At 66.2% G+C, this 17,962-nt stretch carries 13 protein-coding genes and 2 pseudogenes; 5 read left to right on the forward strand and 10 right to left on the reverse strand.

What is annotated here, in order from left to right:
• Positions 1 to 54 precede the first annotated feature (54 nt).
• The 5 genes from ACFYOW_RS22755 to ACFYOW_RS22775 form a co-directional block, all read right to left on the reverse strand.
• Positions 55 to 1,050, reverse strand: coding sequence for a sulfate/molybdate ABC transporter ATP-binding protein (locus tag ACFYOW_RS22755; RefSeq protein WP_387290903.1), 996 nt, complete (start codon positions 1,048 to 1,050; stop codon positions 55 to 57).
• Complete coding sequence (gene cysW, locus ACFYOW_RS22760) at positions 1,047 to 1,853, reverse strand: sulfate ABC transporter permease subunit CysW (protein WP_062991326.1); 807 nt, start codon at positions 1,851 to 1,853, stop codon at positions 1,047 to 1,049. The genes ACFYOW_RS22755 and cysW overlap by 4 nt, the downstream gene beginning before the upstream one ends.
• Entirely contained in the window at positions 1,850 to 2,650 is an 801-nt protein-coding gene (gene cysT, locus ACFYOW_RS22765) for a sulfate ABC transporter permease subunit CysT (protein WP_157124980.1), read from the reverse strand. The genes cysW and cysT overlap by 4 nt, the downstream gene beginning before the upstream one ends.
• A gap of 209 nt (positions 2,651 to 2,859) precedes the next feature.
• Positions 2,860 to 3,867 carry a sulfate ABC transporter substrate-binding protein gene (locus ACFYOW_RS22770; RefSeq protein ID WP_387290905.1) on the reverse strand — a complete coding sequence of 336 codons (1,008 nt, stop codon included), beginning with the start codon at positions 3,865 to 3,867 and terminating at the stop codon, positions 2,860 to 2,862.
• 216 nt (positions 3,868 to 4,083) lie between these two features.
• The gene (locus ACFYOW_RS22775; RefSeq protein WP_387290907.1) at positions 4,084 to 4,173 is read right to left on the reverse strand and encodes an Ms4533A family Cys-rich leader peptide; all 90 of its coding nucleotides are present in this window, start codon (positions 4,171 to 4,173) and stop codon (positions 4,084 to 4,086) included.
• Positions 4,174 to 4,245: 72 nt separating this feature from the next.
• Here ACFYOW_RS22775 and ACFYOW_RS22780 point away from each other — a divergent pair, with 72 nt between their 5' ends.
• Complete coding sequence (locus ACFYOW_RS22780; protein WP_387290909.1) at positions 4,246 to 5,316, forward strand: M48 family metallopeptidase; 1,071 nt, start codon at positions 4,246 to 4,248, stop codon at positions 5,314 to 5,316.
• 19 nt (positions 5,317 to 5,335) lie between these two features.
• On the opposite strand, the gene ACFYOW_RS22785 is transcribed toward ACFYOW_RS22780, so the two are convergent.
• Entirely contained in the window at positions 5,336 to 7,324 is a 1,989-nt protein-coding gene (locus ACFYOW_RS22785) for a glycoside hydrolase family 15 protein (RefSeq protein ID WP_387290911.1), read from the reverse strand.
• 106 nt (positions 7,325 to 7,430) lie between these two features.
• On the opposite strand from ACFYOW_RS22785, the gene ACFYOW_RS22790 reads away from it, so the two are divergent.
• A complete protein-coding gene (locus ACFYOW_RS22790; RefSeq protein WP_387290912.1) occupies positions 7,431 to 7,718 on the forward strand; it encodes a hypothetical protein in 288 nt (95 codons plus the stop codon).
• Between the two features lie 280 nt (positions 7,719 to 7,998).
• On the opposite strand, the gene ACFYOW_RS22795 is transcribed toward ACFYOW_RS22790, so the two are convergent.
• Positions 7,999 to 9,798 (reverse strand): hypothetical protein, encoded by a 1,800-nt coding sequence (locus tag ACFYOW_RS22795; RefSeq protein WP_387290914.1) that lies wholly within the window; start codon positions 9,796 to 9,798, stop codon positions 7,999 to 8,001.
• Between the two features lie 86 nt (positions 9,799 to 9,884).
• Positions 9,885 to 12,119, reverse strand: coding sequence for a hypothetical protein (locus ACFYOW_RS22800; RefSeq protein ID WP_387290916.1), 2,235 nt, complete (start codon positions 12,117 to 12,119; stop codon positions 9,885 to 9,887).
• A 416-nt stretch (positions 12,120 to 12,535) separates the two neighbouring features.
• Here ACFYOW_RS22800 and ACFYOW_RS22805 point away from each other — a divergent pair, with 416 nt between their 5' ends.
• From ACFYOW_RS22805 to ACFYOW_RS22815, 3 genes and pseudogenes are all read left to right on the forward strand, one after another.
• Complete coding sequence (locus ACFYOW_RS22805) at positions 12,536 to 12,910, forward strand: hypothetical protein (protein WP_387290918.1); 375 nt, start codon at positions 12,536 to 12,538, stop codon at positions 12,908 to 12,910.
• A 26-nt stretch (positions 12,911 to 12,936) separates the two neighbouring features.
• A complete protein-coding gene (locus ACFYOW_RS22810; RefSeq protein ID WP_387290920.1) occupies positions 12,937 to 13,632 on the forward strand; it encodes a response regulator transcription factor in 696 nt (231 codons plus the stop codon).
• Positions 13,633 to 13,752: 120 nt separating this feature from the next.
• Positions 13,753 to 15,316, forward strand: a pseudogene (locus ACFYOW_RS22815) (ATP-binding protein).
• Positions 15,317 to 15,367: 51 nt separating this feature from the next.
• Here ACFYOW_RS22815 and ACFYOW_RS22820 read toward each other — a convergent pair.
• Together ACFYOW_RS22820 and lepA are read right to left on the reverse strand one after the other, a co-directional pair.
• Positions 15,368 to 15,757 (reverse strand): annotated as a pseudogene (locus ACFYOW_RS22820) (Uma2 family endonuclease); the annotation flags it as partial.
• 292 nt (positions 15,758 to 16,049) lie between these two features.
• Positions 16,050 to 17,912, reverse strand: a complete 1,863-nt coding sequence (gene lepA, locus ACFYOW_RS22825; RefSeq protein WP_387290921.1) for a translation elongation factor 4 — start codon at positions 17,910 to 17,912, stop codon at positions 16,050 to 16,052.
• Positions 17,913 to 17,962: the final 50 nt, after the last annotated feature.

The following is a 17,962-nucleotide window of genomic DNA, read 5'->3' on the forward strand; positions in this document are numbered from 1 at the left end:
ACGGATTTCGCAAATGCGGAATCCGCAGCCATAAAGCGCAGTCGGGATTCGCGCTTATCCCGCAGGCAGTTCCGGAATACGGGTGGCGCGGGCGTAGACGGTTTCCCCGTCGCTGAGCTGTAGCGCCTCGGCGTCACCGCGGGTCACCTGCGCGGCGAACAGATCACCGGTGGCGGCATTGCGCAACTCGACGCGAACCTCGAATCCGAGGTGCACAACGCGTTCCACGGTGGCGCGGGTGACGCCCGCCGATTCCGCAGTGCCCTCGTCCTTGGCCAGCGCCATGCTGGCATCGCGGCCGACGCGAATATCGTGCGGACGCACCAGATGTCCGTTGAGCCGGGCCACCGCACCGAGGAACGACATCACGAATTCGTTGGCGGGCCGGTCGTAGACGTCCTCCGGGCTGCCGACCTGTTCGATGCGGCCCTTGTTCATCACCGCGATCCGGTCGGCGACATCGAGCGCCTCCTCCTGGTCGTGGGTGACCAGCACGGTGGTCACGTGGACCTCCTCGTGCAGCCGGCGCAGCCAGGTGCGCAGATCGGCGCGCACCTTGGCATCGAGCGCGCCGAACGGCTCGTCGAGCAGCAGCACCTGCGGGTCGACCGCGAGCGCGCGAGCCAGTGCCATGCGCTGACGCTGACCGCCGGAGAGCTGAGCCGGGTAGCGGTGCTGGAAGCCGTCGAGGCCGACGATGCCGAGCAATTCGTCGACACGCTTGGCGATTTCACTCTTCGGACGCTTGCGGATCTTGAGTCCGAAGGCCACGTTATCGCGCACGGTCATATGCTTGAACGCGGCGTAATGCTGGAATACGAAGCCGATATCGCGCTTTTGCGGCGGTACGTGGGTGACGTCATTGCCAGCGATGGTGACGATGCCGGCGTCCAGCGATTCCAGGCCCGCGATCGAGCGCAGCAGCGTCGACTTGCCCGAGCCCGACGGGCCGAGCAGGGCGGTCAGCTCCCCCGACGGGATCTCGATGCTGACATCGTCCAGGGCGGCGAAGGAACCGTAGTTCTTCTTCGCATTGGTCACGGTGATCACTTGGTGCCACGCTTACGTTCGAGGAGGGTCATCAACAGGAGGACTACGAGGGCAAGGCCCATCAGCAGGGTCGCGGCGGCGTAGGCGCCGAAGGTGTTGTGGTCGTTGATGTATCGACCGTGTACGAGCAGGGTCAGCGTCTGCGATTTACCCGGCAGTGCGGAGGACACCATGATCACCGCGCCGAATTCGCCGAGCGCACGCGCGACGGTCAGCACGACGCCGTAGGTCAGGCCCCAGCGGATCGCCGGTAGGGTGATCCGCCAGAACGTCTGCCAGCGGGACGCGCCCAGGGTGGCCGCGGCCTGCTCCTGATCGTCGCCGATCTCGTGCAGCACCGGCTCGACCTCGCGCACCACGAACGGCAGCGTGACGAAGATCGTCGCGATCACCATGCCGGGCAGATTGAAGATCACCTTGAAGCCGACGTCTTCGAGTCCGCCGAACCAGCCGTCGGCACCCCACAGCAGGATCAGCGCGACACCGACCACGACCGGCGAGACCGCGAAGGGCAGATCCACGATGCCCTGCACCAGCGTGCGGCCCGGAAACTTGCCGCGCACCAGGGCGATCGCGGTGACGATGCCGAAGATGACATTCACCGGGACCACAATCGCCACGATCAGGATCGACAGCTGGAATGCCGAGATCGCCGCGGGCGTGGAGATCGAGTCGATGAACGCGCCGATCCCCTTCTCGAAGGTGCGCCACAGAATGATGATCAGCGGAAGCACCAGCAGGATGAACAGGTAGCCGAGCGCAACCACGCGCAGCGAAATACGAGTCGGCCAGGACAGATTCATCGCGCCTCCTCCTCCTTGCGCGCCGTGCGCTCGGCCCACAGCCGCAGCACCAGCAGCGTCGCGAACGAGATGACCAGTAGTGCGACCGACACCGCCGCCGCATTCACCGGCCGATCGATCTCGATCTGCTTCTGGATGTACTGCGAAGCCATTTCGGTCTTGCGCGGGATGGCGCCACCGATCAGCACCACCGAACCGTATTCGCCTATGGCGCGGGCGAAAGCGAGCCCGCCGCCGCTGATGATGGCGGGCGCCAGGGTCGGCAAGACGATGCGGCGGAAGGTGGTCCAGTTGTCCGCGCCGAGGGACAGTGCGGCCTGCTCGACCTCACGGTCGGCCTCGATGAGTACCGGCTGCACCGAGCGCACCACGAACGGCAGCGTGACGAAGGCCAGTGCCACCACCAGGCCGGGCTGGGTCGCATTGAGGTGGATATCGATCGGGCTCTGCGGACCGTAGAGCGACAGCAGCACGATGCTCGCGACGATCGTCGGTAGCGCGAAAGGTAGGTCGATGAGCGCGTTGACGATGCTCTTACCCGGGAACTGGTCGCGGACCAGCACCCAGGCGATCAGCGTGCCCATCACCACATTGATGACCGCCACCACCACGGAGACGAGCACCGTGATGCGCAGCGAGTCGATGGCCGCGGGTGCGGTGATGGCATCCCAGAATCCCGACCAGCCGTCATCGAATGAGGTGACGGTCAGCGCGGCCAACGGTAGCAGCACGATGATGCTGAGCCAGAGCACCGCGGTGGCGATGCCGAGCGGCCCCACCGAACCGGTTACCCGCAACCACGACCAGGTGCGACCGGCGGCCTTGGGTGTGGCGTCTTCGGAGCCGCCGGGAGCGGGCGCATGCCCGATCCCGGCGCTGCTGCTGTCAGTCACGATCGTCCAGTATCCTGCTTCGATTTGCGGCGTGCGCGGTGCCTTCCGTGGTTACGCAAGCTGCCTCCTCCGGGCCCAACGCACACAACCGCGGGGTGTTTCGGATCACCGACTTACTTGGTGGCCTTGTCGTAGATGACCGCGACGGAACCGGTGTTCGCGGTGAACAGGTCCTTGTCGACGGTCTTCCAGCCACCGAGATCGGCGATGGTCCACAGCTTCTGCGGAGTCGGGAAGTCCTTGGCGTAGTCGGTGGCCACCTTCGGGTCGACCGGGCGGAATCCCGCCGAGGCCCAGGCCTTTTGGCCCTCCGGGGTGTACAGGAAGTCGCGGAAGGCATTCGCCGTATCCAGACGCTTGCTGTTCTTCAGTACCGCGACCGGATTCTCGATCTTGAAGGTGGTCGGCGGCACGATGTGCTCGATCGGATCGCCGTTGCGCTCGGAGAAGATCGCCTCGTTCTCGTAGCTCAGCAGCACGTCACCTGTGCCCTGCAGGAAGGTCTCGGTGGCTTCGCGGCCCGACTTCGGCTGCACCTGCACATGCTCCTTGGAGATGAGCTGGCTCAGGTAATCCAGACCCGCCTGCGGGTTCTTGCCGCCGTCGCTCTTGGCCGCGTACGGCGCGAGCAGATTCCACTTGGCCGAGCCCGAGCTGAACGGGTTCGGGGTGACGACCTGGATGCCCGGCTTGAGCAGATCGTCCCAGTCCTTGATGCCCTTCGGATTGCCCTTGCGCACCACGATCGCGACGACCGAGCCGAACGGAATTCCCTTGGTGGCGTCGGCATTCCAGCTCGGATCGACCAGACCGGCGTCGACCAGGCGGGTGATATCGGGCTCGACGGAGAAGTTGACGATATCGGCCTGGGCGCCGTCCTTGACCTTGCGGGACTGATCGCCCGAGGCGCCGTAGGAGCCGTTGATCTGGACGCCCTTGCCCTTATCGGTCTTGTTGAACTCCGGGACGACCTTGTCGAAACCGGGCTTCGGAACGGCGTAGGCGTAGAGGTTGAGGGTGCCGCCGCTGCCGTCGGCGCCACCACCGCCCACGGTGTCACTCGCTCCACCACCGCACGCGGTGAGCACGACGGCGGCGACGGCCGTTAGCGCGGCGATCATCGGGCGACGGTGCGATCGGGACGATCCGAGGAGCAAGGACCTGGGTGACATGGGTGGAACCTTTCCTATGCGCTCCGCCGCGACATGGACTAGTTGTCGCGGCGGTAGAACTGCGGCGCGACTTGTCGACCGAAGGTCGGGGGTACGGACACTGCTGCGAAAAAGTTTGCGCGCCAGTCTAGAGAAAGATGGGTGCGCAGCAGCGCCCGGCGCCGATCAGCGACAGAGAATGTCCGCGACCGCGAGATTGCCGACAGCGATCAACGCCAATTCATGGCGGACCTGCGGGACGACAATCGAAGACACGGGCAGACTGTATCAGAGGAAATGCCACCAGCTCGAATCAACAGAGTTCCAGGAAGAGGGGGGTTTCATCCCATGACTACCAGCCCGGACCGTGTGCGCACTGTATTCCCTGATATCAGCACTCGCGCGTGGGAGCATCCCGCCGATCGCACCGCATTGGTGACACTGCGCTCACTCACCGGGTTCGATACCGTTTTGCGAACCTTGTCCGGATTGCTGCAAGAACGCCAGCACCGGCTGCTGTACCTCGCGACCGCGGTCCGGGTGGACGAGCGGCAGTTCCGTTCGCTGCACCAGTTGCGTCAGGACTGCATGGAAATCCTGGACGCGCGCATCACACCCGAGATGTTCGTATTGCAGAGCCCGCACGTGAATGCCTTCACGATCGGCATGGACCAGCCGTTCATCGTGCTGACGACCGGGCTGATCGATCTGATGGACACCGAGGAACTGCGCTTCATCGTCGGTCACGAACTCGGGCACGCGCTGTCCGGACACGCGGTGTACCGCACCATGCTCATGCATCTACTGCGCATTTCGGCCAATCTGGGCTGGATGCCGGTCGGTGGCTGGGCACTGCGCGCAATCGTTGCCGCACTGATGGAGTGGAGCCGCAAGTCCGAGTTGTCCGGCGACCGGGCCGGACTGCTCTGCGGTCAGGACGTCGAGGCGTCGGTGCGGGTGCATATGAAGACCGCGGGCGGCACCTGGATCAAGGAGATGAATCACGGCGCGTTCCTGCAGCAGGCCGATGACTACGAGCGCTCCGGCGATCTGCGCGACGGTGTGCTGAAGCTGCTCAATCTGGAACTGCAGAGCCATCCGTTCTCGGTGCTGCGAGCCGCCGAACTGCGCCGCTGGATCCAATCCGGCGAATACAACCGGATGCTCGGCGGCGACTACCCACGCCGCGAACACGATAAGCACACCAAGATCAGCGACGAGATCAAGGAGGCCGCGCGCACTTATCGGACGAACTTCGACCAGTCCGAGGACCCGCTGATCCGCACCGTGCGCAATCTCGGGCGCGATGTCGGATCCGCGGTGAGCACGGTCGGTCAGGAGGTCGGCGAGACCGTCTCCAAGATCGGCAAGCGGTTCAACGACTGGCGCACCGGCACGGACCGGGAATCGGACGAATAGCAACCGCTCTCGCCAAGCCTCAGGTCGGAATGCTCGCCGGTGTGTGGGCCGGTTGGAACGCGCCGGAGGTGTGCGACTGCTCGGCCCTGATCACGTGCGTCACCGCATTGATCAGCGCCAGATGGGTGAAGGCCTGCGGGAAGTTGCCGAGATGACGTCCACTGCGCGAATCGATCTCCTCGGCATAGAGCCGCAGCGGACTCGCATAGCCGAGCAGCCGTTCGCACAGATGCCGGGCCCGCTGCAGTTCGCCGATCTCCACCAGTGCGGACACCAGCCAGAACGAGCAGATGGTGAAGGTGCCCTCCGCGCCGGTCAATCCGTCATCGGTGGTTTCGGTCCGGTAGCGCAGCACCAGACCGTTCTCGGTGAGCCGGTCGGCGATCGAGAGCACGGTGGCGCGCACCCGATGGTCGGTGGGCGGCAGGAAGCGGTTCAGCACCACCAGCAGCAGTGACGCGTCCAGGGTGTCGCCGCCGTAGGTCTGGGTGAAGACACCGTCGGCATTCACGCCGTTGGTGAGGATATCGGCCTTGATCTGGTCGGCGATGGTGTACCACTCGGTGGCGCGCTCGTATTCGCCGTGCAGTTCGGCCAGCTTCGCGCCGCGGTCCAGGGCAACCCAGCACATCACCTTCGACGAGGTGAAATGCTGTGGCTCACCACGCACTTCCCAGATGCCGCGGTCGGGCTCCTGCCAGCGCGCGATGGTCGCCTCGACCTGGCGCTCCAGCAGCGGCCACAGCGATTCCGGCACCTGTTGGCGGGACTTCACGTGCAGGTACACCGCGTCGAGCATGGTGCCCCAGATATCGTGCTGGTCCTGGTTGTACGCGCCGTTGCCGATGCGCACGGGTTTGGCGCCGTCATAGCCGGTCAGGTTGTCGAGTGTGGTCTCGGTGATGTCGCGTTCACCGCCGATGCCGTAGAGCACCTGCAGCGGAACGGGTTCGCCGTTGTCGCCGGTGGTGGCGTCGTTGAGGAAGGCGAAGAAGTCATTGGCCTCGCGGTCCAGACCGAGGGTGTACAGACCCCACAGTGCGAAGCTGGAATCGCGCACCCAGGTATAGCGATAGTCCCAATTGCGTTGTCCGCCAGGGGTTTCCGGCAGTGAGGTGGTTGCTGCGGCCATCAGCGCACCGGTCGGCGCGTAGGTGAGTCCCTTCAGCGTCAGCGCACTGCGCTGGAGGTAGTTGCGCCACGGATGATCCGGGAAATCGCCGAGGGTGATCCACTGCCGCCAGCATTCGGTGGTCTGCCACATCTTCTGCGCCGCCTCTTCGAAAGTGCGCGGTGCGGGCAGTTCCGACCAGGTCAGCGCGACGAACACCTCGTCGCCCTCCTTCATCCTGGTCCTCGCGCGGGCCTCGCGGCCCTCGAGTCCGAGCCGCAGGTCGGTGGTCAGCACCAGCGTCGGGCCCACACTCGGATCGGTGGTGCGCACCGCGGTGGCCTCCTCGTACACCTTGCCGGTGTACTCCCAGCGGGCCGGGGCGCGGTGGTAATCGAAGGCGGGTTCGCAGCTCATCTCCAACTCGACCGTGCCGTTCACGCACTTCACCGTGCGCAGCAGGACGTGCTCGGCGTCCCAGTCCATCGGCGTGCGACGGTGCGTTTTGCTGCGCTGATCGTTGTTGTGCCAGGGGCCGAGTACCAATGCGTCACGCACGATCAGCCAGCCGGTCTCGGACTGCCAGGTGGTCTCCAGGATCATGCCGCCGGGCAGATACCGTCGCGCCGCGGGCACATTGACCCCGTACGGGCCGATCCGGAAATGACCGGCACTGCGATCGAGCATCGCGCCGAAGATGCTCGGCGAATCCGGCCGTGGCACGCACATCCACTCGACGCCGCCATTGCTGGCGATCAGACAGCTGGTCTCACAGTCGGACAGAAATGCGTAATCGTCGATCGGCGGATAGGTGGCATGCTGACGCACGTCACTCAGCTGACTGAGCACAGGCAGGTCGGCAGGTTCTTCTACGGTCAGATCATCGGAAGACGCCATACCTCATCTTCGGTCCGTCTGCCCGTGTCGTCCACCGAGCGCGCCGAAACCCGGCCACCACGCGGTGCCGACGGCGCGGCGAATTCAACACGGCTAGGCTGGTGCCGTGCATCAGATTGCAGGGTGGTGGGACGGCTTCGAGTTGTGGGTCGCGGGATTGCCGTTTATCCCGCAGTTCATCGTGGTGTTGGTCGGCATGGTTCCGGTCAGCTTCGCCATCGCCTACCTGCTGGACCGACTGCTGCGGGTCTCGCTGCAACTGCTGGGCCGTAATCGCGCGACCTCGACAGCACTCACCGCTGAGGATGTCGTGGGCCCCGAGCCCGCCCTGATGCCCGAGCCGATCGCACCGCCGGTGGTGGTGCGCGAGACCGCGCAGAGCGGGGCACGTTGATGCCGCGTTCCCGCGTTCAGCTCGCCTTGATCGCCCTGCTCGTGCTCGTCGTCATCGCCTGGCTGGTCACCCGCTAGCCGAGTCGTCCGCACCGGTCGGTTACTGCTCAGCCATCTTGGGGCGGGCTCGCGGCCCCTCAGCTGATCGCATCCCGTATCGCGCTCTGGATTGCGTACGGTCCCTACCGATGCGGCCACCCCGCGACTGGCTACGCGGCCACACCGCGATCTGCTTATGCGGCCACCCTACGTCCTGCTGACGCGCCCACCCCGCGACCTACTTACGCGGCCGCGCTGATCCCATCGGCCTCGGCGCGCAGCCCGCGCAACCGGCCGAGTTGCACATCCAGGTCGGCGATGCGTTCCTCGCGGTGATCGCCGTATTTTCCGTAGGCCACCTCCGCGACGCGCAACCGTTCGTCGGCGGCGCGGAGTACATCGGTGGCGATATCGGTGAAGTGATCGCGCAGCGTGCGCTGCATGGCGCGCAACCGATTTCGCGATTCCTTACCGACCTGGAAGATCACGTCGTCCATGAGTCTGGCCACCGAAACTTTGGCCTCGGCCTGACGCCGCTGCTTGCGCGCCTTGCGGTCGTCCCACAGCGCATTTGCGCCGAGCAGCAGCGCGGCGGCGGCCGAATACCAGTTCACCAGTGGCATTTTCAGCAGGCTGGTGAGCACACCAACCATGAGCAGACCGCCGTAGGACCCGCGCATGACGGTCAGGAATTGGCCGAGCATACCGGCTTTCCCGCTGGTCAGCGGATCCAGCGGCGCGACCTGGTCGAGCACTTCACCGGGATTTTCCAGGCGTAGGTCCGGTAACGGCGGGGTGCGGTGATCGGCGGGGAATTTGGCGGCGACCTGTTCGGACAGCTCCACCGCCCGGTAGTGCGCCACCACGAAATTCTCTTCGACGGCCTCGCAGATGCGCGCATCCAGATCCGCGCCGAAATCCTGCCAGCGGCGGGCCGGATCGGTGTTGGCGATCTCAGCCTCGGCATCGCGCACCAGACTGCGCAGCCGGTGCCGCAGGTCGTGTTCGATATCGGCCATCAGCTCGGTACTGCCGTCACCGAGGGTGACCTGCCAATTGGCCGAGCGCTGCCGCAGTTGGTCGGCCTGGTCGCGGGCGGCGACGAGTTGTTCGGTGATCTCCACCCGGCGGCGCGGATCGCGCAGCGCCTCGGCCTCGGTCCGCAGGGTCACGGCCAAGTGGTCGGCGACCAGACGGATGTCGTTGGCCGCGGCTTCCAGGACCAGGCTGTCGGCCCTTGCCAGCACATAGTCACGTAGGTGGTCGACCAGTTGGGGCACACCGGATTCGATATCGCGCTGGTAATTGCCCGCCTGTAGGTGCAGCAGCGCGGAGACCGGCGCCACCGCGAAACCGAGACCGGCCGCGTCCAATAGCTCACGGTTGCGCTGCTGGGTGTGCTGCCAGTGCGGGTGCAGGTCGATCTTGTTCAGCGCGCAGATGACCGTCGGACAGAGTTGCTGGATGCGCTCGAGGTAGCCGATCTGTTCCGGGCTGAACTCGGATCCGGCGTCACCGACGTAGAGCACGGCGTCCGCGGCGGCGATCATCGACCAGGTGGTGTGATCGTCGCCGTTGCCGCCTGGTGCGTCCATCAGGACCAGGCCCTCGGCGAGCAGCGGGCTCGGCTCGGTGAATTCGGCGCGGATCACCCCGTCGGCGGCCAGCGCGGGCCCGGGGTCGAGCGGATCGACCGGCTGGCGTTCGATCCGGCCCGCGCCCAGCGATTTCACCAGGACGGCGGTCGGCTCCGGTCCGAACTCCGCGATCACCGGAACGCTCAGCGCACTCTCGGTGGCGCTTACCCGCGCCCCGATCAGACCGTTGACCAGGGTGCTCATACCGTTCTTCGCGGCGCCGACGACCACGAGGCGCAGCCGTGTGTCGCCGACCCTGGCCCGGACCATACTCAGTCGGCCACCCAGGTCTTGCCGGCCCGCGGAGCGGGTCATCTCCTGCAGTTGATCGAGGATTCCGATCACTGGCGCCATCGCCGCCGGATGTTTCACCGTGGCGGCCTCCAGCCCGGCTGCGGCAGACAACCGCTCCTCCTAACTGTCGTACGAATATCGCGTTCGACGATGACATGCGCCGGCGCGACGAATGCGCGCGACCCCCGGTGCGGCTCCTAGAACAGGGTGATATCCAGGCCCGGCACGAAGTGGTGGCCGTCTTCCACACCCGGATCGGGCAGCAACGGGGTGGACAGCCCGGCGGCCATGAGGGTCAGTGCCGTGTGATCGGGCTCGTATACCGGGTGCGCGAAATCGGCCGGATCGCCGAGGTCGGCGGCGATCGGGTGCGCAGGCGGCTTCACCGGGGTGACCGGTGCGGGCATGGTCGGCGCGGGCACGTGCGGCTGCTGAGTCGGGATCGGCGCCGGGGAGTTCGCGGTCGGGATGTCGATATCAGGGGTCGCCGGGACCGTCGGTGCGGAGTGGGTCACCGTCGGCACCGAGACGGTCGGGACGTCCACGGTCGGGTCATCGATGTCCGGCTGGGTGGTGTGTGTGTTCGGGACCGAGTTGCCGCCGTTGACGGTGCTCGGGGTGGTGCCGCCGTTGTGACCGGTGCTGATTCCGCCACCGTTGCCGGTGCTCGGGATCGTCACATCGTCGTCGTCCGGAATCGTCGGCGTCGCGGTGTGGGTCGGCGCGTGCGTGGTGGGAGCCTGTGTGGTCGGCGCGTGGGTCGCGGTCGGGATCTTCGTCGTCCCCGTGGCATCCGTGTCCGGAACAGTGGTGTGGCCGGGCTTCGTGCTGCCCGTATCGGGGGTCTTGGTCGGATGCCCGGTGGTGTTGTCGCTGGGGATCGGCACTGTCTTGGTGACAGTGGTCGGCGTGTTCGTCAGCGGCGTCGTGGTCGAAGGCGAATCGTCGACCACGACCGGATGTTTGGCCGGAACGGGCCTCGGCTCGAACAGCGCGGGCACCGTCGCGGCGGGCGCGGTCAGCGGCGACGGACCCGCCGGGGCGACAAGTACGTTGGCGACCGGGGTGCTCGCCACATCCGGCTGAATCGTGGTCTGCAGTGGGGTGGCCGCAACCGGCGCTGCCACCGCAGCGGGCGCGACGACCGCGGGGGCTACCGCTGCGGGCGCGACGGCCGCGACCGGAGCGGGCAGCGGCGCCGCGAACGGCTGCACCGCGACGGGCTGCACGGCCGAGTACTGCGGGACGGATCCGCCCACGGGCTGGGCGCCGACCGGGTTGGCCGTGCCGTTCGCGCCGGCATTGTCGAGGCCGGAACGTCCGGTGGTGCCAGGGGTCTGGCCGAGCCAATCGGAGTACCTGTCGATATTGTCGCCGACCCGGCCCGCGCCGACCTCGACCTTCAGCGCGCCCTCGACCTCGATCTTGGACTGTGTGGCGAGGTACACCCCGTTCGGGCCGGCACTGAAGTCCACTTGGAGTTCGGTGTGCACGCTGAAACCGGCTTCGGCATTGATGAATACGCCGAAAGCATCCGGGCTGCCGACACCGTGGTACATGTCGGCGCCGTGGAATGCGTCGCCACCGTGGAGCGCGTCGTTGCCGTGGAATGCGTCGTTGCCGTGGAACAGCTCCCCACTGCCCCCGGTCGCGCCGCTGTGAAACATGTTGCCGCCGTAAAACGGAACGCTGCTCGCGACCGCATCGCCGTCGTCGGAGCTTTCGGCATCGCTGCTCACCGACTCGCTGATGGCCGTCCCCGACGTCGGAACACGGGGCAACGTAAAGGGATTCGAACCCGGAGCGAGGAAGCCGTTCGGGTTGGGGAGGTTCGGGCTGGGGAGGTTGAAGCCGTGGCCGCCCTGACCGAGGTCGAGTCCGGGCACGTTACCCAAGCCGGGCACGTGTCCGGTACCGAGATCGAGGCCGGACTGCGGTGAGTCGCTGTGTAGATCGAGGCCGGACCGTTCGCTCTCGGTTCCGAGTGCGAGGCCGGGCTGATAGCTGCCGTACCCGGTGTTCTGCCATGGTTGCGGTGAATGCTGCTGCGGCACAGGCCCGATGTACACACCCGAATTGGGCACACTGGGGATGGTGAAGGGCGCGTTGACGCTCACATCGCGCGGGGTCGGCGTCGACGAATGCAGTGGTGCGGGCGGTGTCGAATTCGGGTCCGGATCGGGGAAGGTGACCACAGGGCTCGGCGCATCCGCATCGGGGTCGCGGGTGTAGGCCGAAGTCCAGCTGTCGAGCCGTTGCCCGCCGGGATGTACGGGTGCGGTACCGCCGTTGGCGGCGACCAGCGCGCCGCCGGTCACATACGCGCCCGCCCTCGCTACCCGCGCGACGCCGGTGGCAACGCGATAGGCGGTGTCGCCCGCACGGTCGTCAGCGTCGGTGGCATCGCTGTCGAAGGGCAGGTCACTCGTCATGCAAGCTCCACTCTCAGGTTTCCAGCATCCTCACCACGCCGGGCAGACCGAGTGAAGATCACCTAACGATATTCCGGAAAACCCAACTGTCACATTCTGCAGGTCCGCAGAGCATACGACTGTGACGAGCAACATAACCTTGCCATTGGAGAAACCAGAACGGAAGCCCTGTTTCTGCGGGCATCCGAATCGGGGGCCGGTGTTGCATCGGACCTGCTCGAGCGCTCCGAGCCCGCGCCACGCGGCGGCCCCGAAACCGTGTCGACGAGACTAACTCGTCGGCGGCCACGCGTACAGCCCGAAGTTCGATGCGCCGCAAGAGATTTCTAATAATTGCTCAAGAGATGGTGAAGTTCGGCTCCATAGCGTCGGTCTCGCCGGGACGAACCCGGCACCGACGCGAAGGAGATCGCATCATGATCGCAACCCTCGGACGCGGCCGAGCCCGCATTGTCACCATCGCTACCGGTACCGCATTCGCCGCCACCGCGGCCGCGCTGGTCGCGGGAGTCGCCTCGGCCCAGCCGCCGCTACCGGGCGACGGGGACGTGACGGTGACATGCGTGGTGCAGGGCCCCGGCGAACCCCACGTGGTGATCATGGAGCGGCGGATGCTGCCCGGTGCTCCGGCCGCACCGCTGCCGCCGGACCTCGCGCTGCCGGGCTGCCCGGATATCGATCCGTCCGGGCCGGTCATCGTGGCGCCTGGCCGGCCCGGCGGACCTGTCGGGCCCGGCGTCTTGCACGTCCAGCCCGCACGGCCGGCGCCGACCGGCAGTAGCGGCAGCTGACCGAGGTCCGGCTCTATGGTGGCCCCATGACCGGACAACGCATCTTGGTCGTGGACGACGAGGTTCGAGTTCTCGCGTCGCTGCGGCGCGGGCTCGAACTCTCGGACTTCGAAGTGGTCACCGCGGGAGACGGCGCCGCGGCGCTGTCGATGGTCCGCAGCGCCGAACCGGACGCCATGGTGCTCGATGTGAATATGCCGAATCTCGATGGGGCGGGCGTGGTTACGGCATTGCGCGCGATGGGCAACGACATTCCGATCTGCGTGCTGAGCGCCCGCACCGCGGTCAGCGATCGCATCGCGGCCTTGGAGCGCGGCGCCGATGACTACCTGACCAAACCCTTCGACCTCGGCGAACTCGTCGCCCGGCTGCATGCGTTGCTGCGTCGTCGGCCCGCGCTGATCCGGCCGTCCGGCGATGACCAACGCCAGGTCGGACAGGTGCGCATCGATCGGGCCGGGCATCGGGTGTTCGCGAGCGGACACCAGGTGGAACTGACCAAACGGGAATTCGAGGTGCTTGCATTGCTCGCCGAGAACATGGGGATCGTGCTCAGCCGCGAGCAGATCCTTTCCGCGGTCTGGGGTTACGACTTCACCACCGACACCAATGTGGTGGATGTGTTCGTCTCCTATCTGCGGCGGAAGTTGGAGGCGCACGGTGCATCTCGGGTGATCCACACCGTGCGCGGGGTGGGATTCGTACTGCGGGAGGAAGCATGAGCGCTACGGAGGAATCGTGAGCGAGCTGAATCGCGAGCGAGCATCGGCATCGGTTCCAGCACAACGACCCGAGCGTCGACGAGTCGGTGGAGCCGGGCAGTGAAGTCTCCGAAAGGCAAAGTGTCCCTGTCGTTGCGCGCTCGTGTGGCGCTGGTGTCGGGCGTGGTCGCGGCGCTGGTCGCGGTCACGCTCGGCATCGCCTACACGGCACTGCTCGACGCCACCGGTTCCCGTCAGTTCGACGAGACGGTGTCGACCATGGGCGTCGCCATCGCACCGCCGCTGGATACGCCACCGCGCGTAGTGATTCGGACGCTCCTCGATCCACCGCCCTTCCCCGCCCCCCAACTGAATCCCGTCCCCGAACCACACCCCCTCCCCACCCGGCAACCCGATCCCGCGATCCCCGCCCCGCAACCCGATCCCGCGATCCCCGGCCCGCAACCCGGTCCCGCGATCCCCGGCCCGCAACCCGATCCCGCAATCACCACCCCGCAACTCGGTCTCGACATCCCCCTCCCTCAGGTAGATCCCTCCCTACCAGGGCGGGTCATCGTGGGCCCCGGTGATGTCCGCACCGCGGTCGCAGGCGCGCCCGGTTTGGTGGTACGGCTCGAACCCGATCGCGCACTGGTGGATTCGGCCATCCGCCGCAGCCAGCTGATCGGCGTCGGGATCGGCATCGCGGGTGTGCTGCTCGCCGCGGTGCTCGGCTGGTTCCTGGCCGGTTATGCCGCGCGGCCACTGCGCAGACTGGCCACCGCGACGCACGGCATCGACACCCTAGAGCAGCTCCCGCCGCTGAGCGGCCGCGGAGCCCGTGAGGCGGAAGAACTCTCCGATGCCATCACCCGCATGCTCGCACGGCTCGAGGCTGCCCACGGCGCCACCAATCGCGCGCTCGCCGGCGCCAGGGACTTCGCCGCGGTCTGCGCCCATGAACTGCGCACACCGCTCACCGCGATGCGCACCGACCTGGAAGTCTTGGCCACCAAGGAATTACCCGCCGAACAGCAGCGCGCGGTCCTCGCCGACGTTTTGCTGGCCGAGCGCCAGATCGAGAACACCCTGACCGATCTGGAACAACTCGCGGTCGGGGAACTCACCGAATCCGACGCCTTCGAACCCTTCGAACTCTGCGAAACCCTCGACCGCGCAGTGCAGGACGCCCGCCGCAGACACCCCGAGGTCAGCATCGATCTCACCGAGTGCACCCCGACCATGATCACCGGTATACCCGGCGGCCTCATGCTCATCGTCACCAACGCGGTCGCCAATGCCGTACAGCACGGTCACGCACACACCATCACGGTCGCCGCGCGCCGCTGCGATCTGAGCGATTCCGATGCGAAACCCGCCGGGGCAACTGCGGATTCCGCCCCTCCGAGCACCCCCGGTCCAACCACTGACGGTCCGAATACCCAAGTACACGCGGCCGATCCGAACACGCCACAACAACTCCGCCGCTGTCGAAATCACCATCGACGACGACGGCACGGGCATCCCCGAATCCATCCGCCCCACTGCGTTCGACCGCTTCGCCAAAGGCCCCGGGTCCCCCGGCTCCGGCCTGGGCTTGGCCCTGGTCCGCCAGCAAGCCGAACTACATTCGGGTACAGCCGAACTGGACTCCAGCCCATTGGGCGGCGTGCGCCTGCGTGTAAAGATTGCACTCGCAACGTGATAGCAGCCTAGCCATGCCTTCAACTGACCGCGCTGTGGCGAAGCAGCGGCTCTACTGTTCGATCCACTCCAGGAGCGGCCTGGTGTCGAGTTCGATGCCAATCGGTTCGGGCAGCGTCACCTCGAGCCCAATGGCGCGGAGATGGATGTCTTTGTACCGCTTGCCATCCGGACAGCTGTACACAACGACCTCCGCCGAATCCCCATCGATAAGCAGATAGATCGGAATTCCGGTCTCGGCGAAAGCCGCTGGTTTGTCGATTCGGTCGCGCTGATTGGTGTCGGAGTCACGGGAGGTAACCTCGACGGCCATCAATGCCGCATCGGGCGCCGCCCACTCGCCGTGCCCCAGAAACGCATCGATCGGGGCCAGGACGGCATCCGGCCGCGCACGCCCGTTCCGGTAAGCCCCCCACCGCCAGTCCCTGCCCGGCGATATGCAGAAATAGCCGAGGGCTCAGCGGCATCAACGCGAGCAGCAACCAGTGCAGGATTCGATTGTGCTCGGCATCGGGCACAGGCTTGATCCCCAGCCGACCCTCGATCAGCTCAACACGCACTCCCTCGGTCTCGCGTTCGACCGCGCGCGATGGACTCGAAGTCAGAAGTCAGGAACGGCTCCTGATGTGTCGCCGACATCGCCTGCCCCTCCAACTTTCGCATGATCGTCGCGGTCCACCTCGATCGGTGGACGCACTACAACCGTATCGACGGACGGTGCGCCCAGTCTCGGCCTACTTCTGCCCCTTGGGTTTGTCGGAGGCCGCGTCGGAGGAGAGGGCGGCTACGAAGGCTTCCTGGGGGACGTCCACGCGACCGATGGTCTTCATGCGCTTCTTGCCCTCCTTCTGCTTCTCGAGCAGTTTGCGCTTACGGCTGATGTCACCGCCGTAGCACTTGGCGAGCACGTCCTTGCGGATGGCGCGAATGTTCTCGCGGGCAATGATTTTCGAGCCGATGGCGGCCTGGATGGGCACCTCGAACTGCTGGCGCGGAATGAGTTCGCGCAGTTTGGTGGTCATCTTGTGGCCGTAGGCCTGGGCGGCGTCGCGGTGCACGATCGCGCTGAACGCGTCAACCGCCTCGCCCTGCAGCAGGATATCCACCTTGACCAGCGCCGATTCCTGCACCCCCGACTCCTCGTAGTCGAGGCTGGCATACCCGCGGGTGCGCGACTTCAGCGAATCGAAGAAGTCGAAGATGATCTCGGCCATCGGCATGGTGTAGCGCAGCTCGACTCGGGTCTCGGACAGATAGTCCATGCCGCCGAGCTCACCGCGCCGCGCCTGGCACAGCTCCATGATCGAGCCGATGAATTCACTGGGCGAAATGATCGTGCACTTGACCACCGGCTCGTACACATGCCGGACCTTGCCCTCGGGCCAGTACGACGGATTGGTGACGACGTGCTCGGCCCCGTCCTCCATCTCCACCGTGTAGACCACGTTCGGCGCGGTCGAGATCAGGTCCAGATCGAATTCGCGCTGCAGGCGCTCGCGGGTGATCTCCATATGCAGCAGGCCGAGGAAGCCGCAGCGGAATCCGAAGCCGAGCGCCACCGAGGTCTCCGGCTCATAGGTCAGCGCGGCGTCGTTGAGTTGGAGCTTGTCGAGCGCGTCGCGCAGGTCCGGATAGTCCGAGCCGTCGACCGGGTAGAGACCGGAGTACACCATCGGGCGCGGCTCGCGATAGCCGGTGAGCGGTTCGCTCGCACCACCGCGCGCGGAGGTCACGGTATCGCCGACCTTCGACTGGCGCACATCCTTCACGCCGGTGATCAGATAACCGACCTCGCCGACGCCGAGGCCCTGGGTGGGCTTGGGCTCCGGGGAGACGATGCCGACCTCGAGCAACTCGTGTGTCGCGCCGGTGGACATCATCTTGATCTTCTCGCGCGGAATGATCTTGCCGTCCACCACGCGGACGTAGGTGACCACGCCGCGATAGGTGTCGTAGACCGAGTCGAAGATCATGGCGCGCGCTGGCGCGTCCGGATCGCCGACCGGCGCGGGCACCTGCTTGATGACTTCGTTCAGCAGCTCCGTGACGCCGACACCGGTCTTACCGGAGACCCGCAGCACGTCATCGGGTTCGCAGCCGACGATATGCGCGATCTCGGCGGCGTAGCGGTCCGGATCGGCGGCGGGCAGGTCGATCTTGTTCAGCACCGGGATGATCGTCAGATCCTTGTCCAGTGCCAGGTACAGATTCGCCAGCGTCTGCGCCTCGATGCCCTGCGCCGCGTCGACCAGCAGCACCGCGCCCTCGCACGCCTCGAGCGCGCGCGACACCTCGTAGGTGAAGTCGACGTGGCCGGGCGTATCGATCAGGTGCAGCACATAGTCGGTGCCGTCGACCTGCCAGGGCAGCCGCACATTCTGTGCCTTGATGGTGATGCCGCGCTCGCGCTCGATGTCCATCCGGTCCAGGTACTGGGCGCGCATCGCCCGCTCCTCGACCACACCGGTGAGCTGCAGCATGCGGTCGGCCAGCGTCGACTTGCCGTGGTCGATGTGCGCGATGATGCAGAAGTTCCGGATCCGGGCGGGATCGGTGAACGTCGTGTCGGCGAAGCTGGCGGGCACTCCACTCCTCATGGGTATCGGCAAACTGCTGTCCATCGTCCCATGCGCGAGGTAGCGGCACT

The organism is Nocardia sp. NPDC006982, from assembly GCF_042869435.1.
Classification (GTDB): Bacteria; Actinomycetota; Actinomycetes; order Mycobacteriales; family Mycobacteriaceae; genus Nocardia.

What these genes read in the sequence shown, in the direction of transcription:
- ACFYOW_RS22805 (WP_387290918.1), top strand. Translation starts at nt 12,536, where the DNA reads ATGATCGCAACCCTCGGACGCGGCCGAGCCCGCATTGTCACCATCGCT.
- cysW (WP_062991326.1), bottom strand. Translation starts at nt 1,853, where the DNA reads ATGAATCTGTCCTGGCCGACTCGTATTTCGCTGCGCGTGGTTGCGCTC.
- lepA (WP_387290921.1), bottom strand. Translation starts at nt 17,912, where the DNA reads ATGAGGAGTGGAGTGCCCGCCAGCTTCGCCGACACGACGTTCACCGAT.
- ACFYOW_RS22770 (WP_387290905.1), bottom strand. Translation starts at nt 3,867, where the DNA reads ATGATCGCCGCGCTAACGGCCGTCGCCGCCGTCGTGCTCACCGCGTGC.
- ACFYOW_RS22785 (WP_387290911.1), bottom strand. Translation starts at nt 7,324, where the DNA reads ATGGCGTCTTCCGATGATCTGACCGTAGAAGAACCTGCCGACCTGCCT.
- ACFYOW_RS22780 (WP_387290909.1), top strand. Translation starts at nt 4,246, where the DNA reads ATGACTACCAGCCCGGACCGTGTGCGCACTGTATTCCCTGATATCAGC.
- ACFYOW_RS22800 (WP_387290916.1), bottom strand. Translation starts at nt 12,119, where the DNA reads ATGACGAGTGACCTGCCCTTCGACAGCGATGCCACCGACGCTGACGAC.
- ACFYOW_RS22810 (WP_387290920.1), top strand. Translation starts at nt 12,937, where the DNA reads ATGACCGGACAACGCATCTTGGTCGTGGACGACGAGGTTCGAGTTCTC.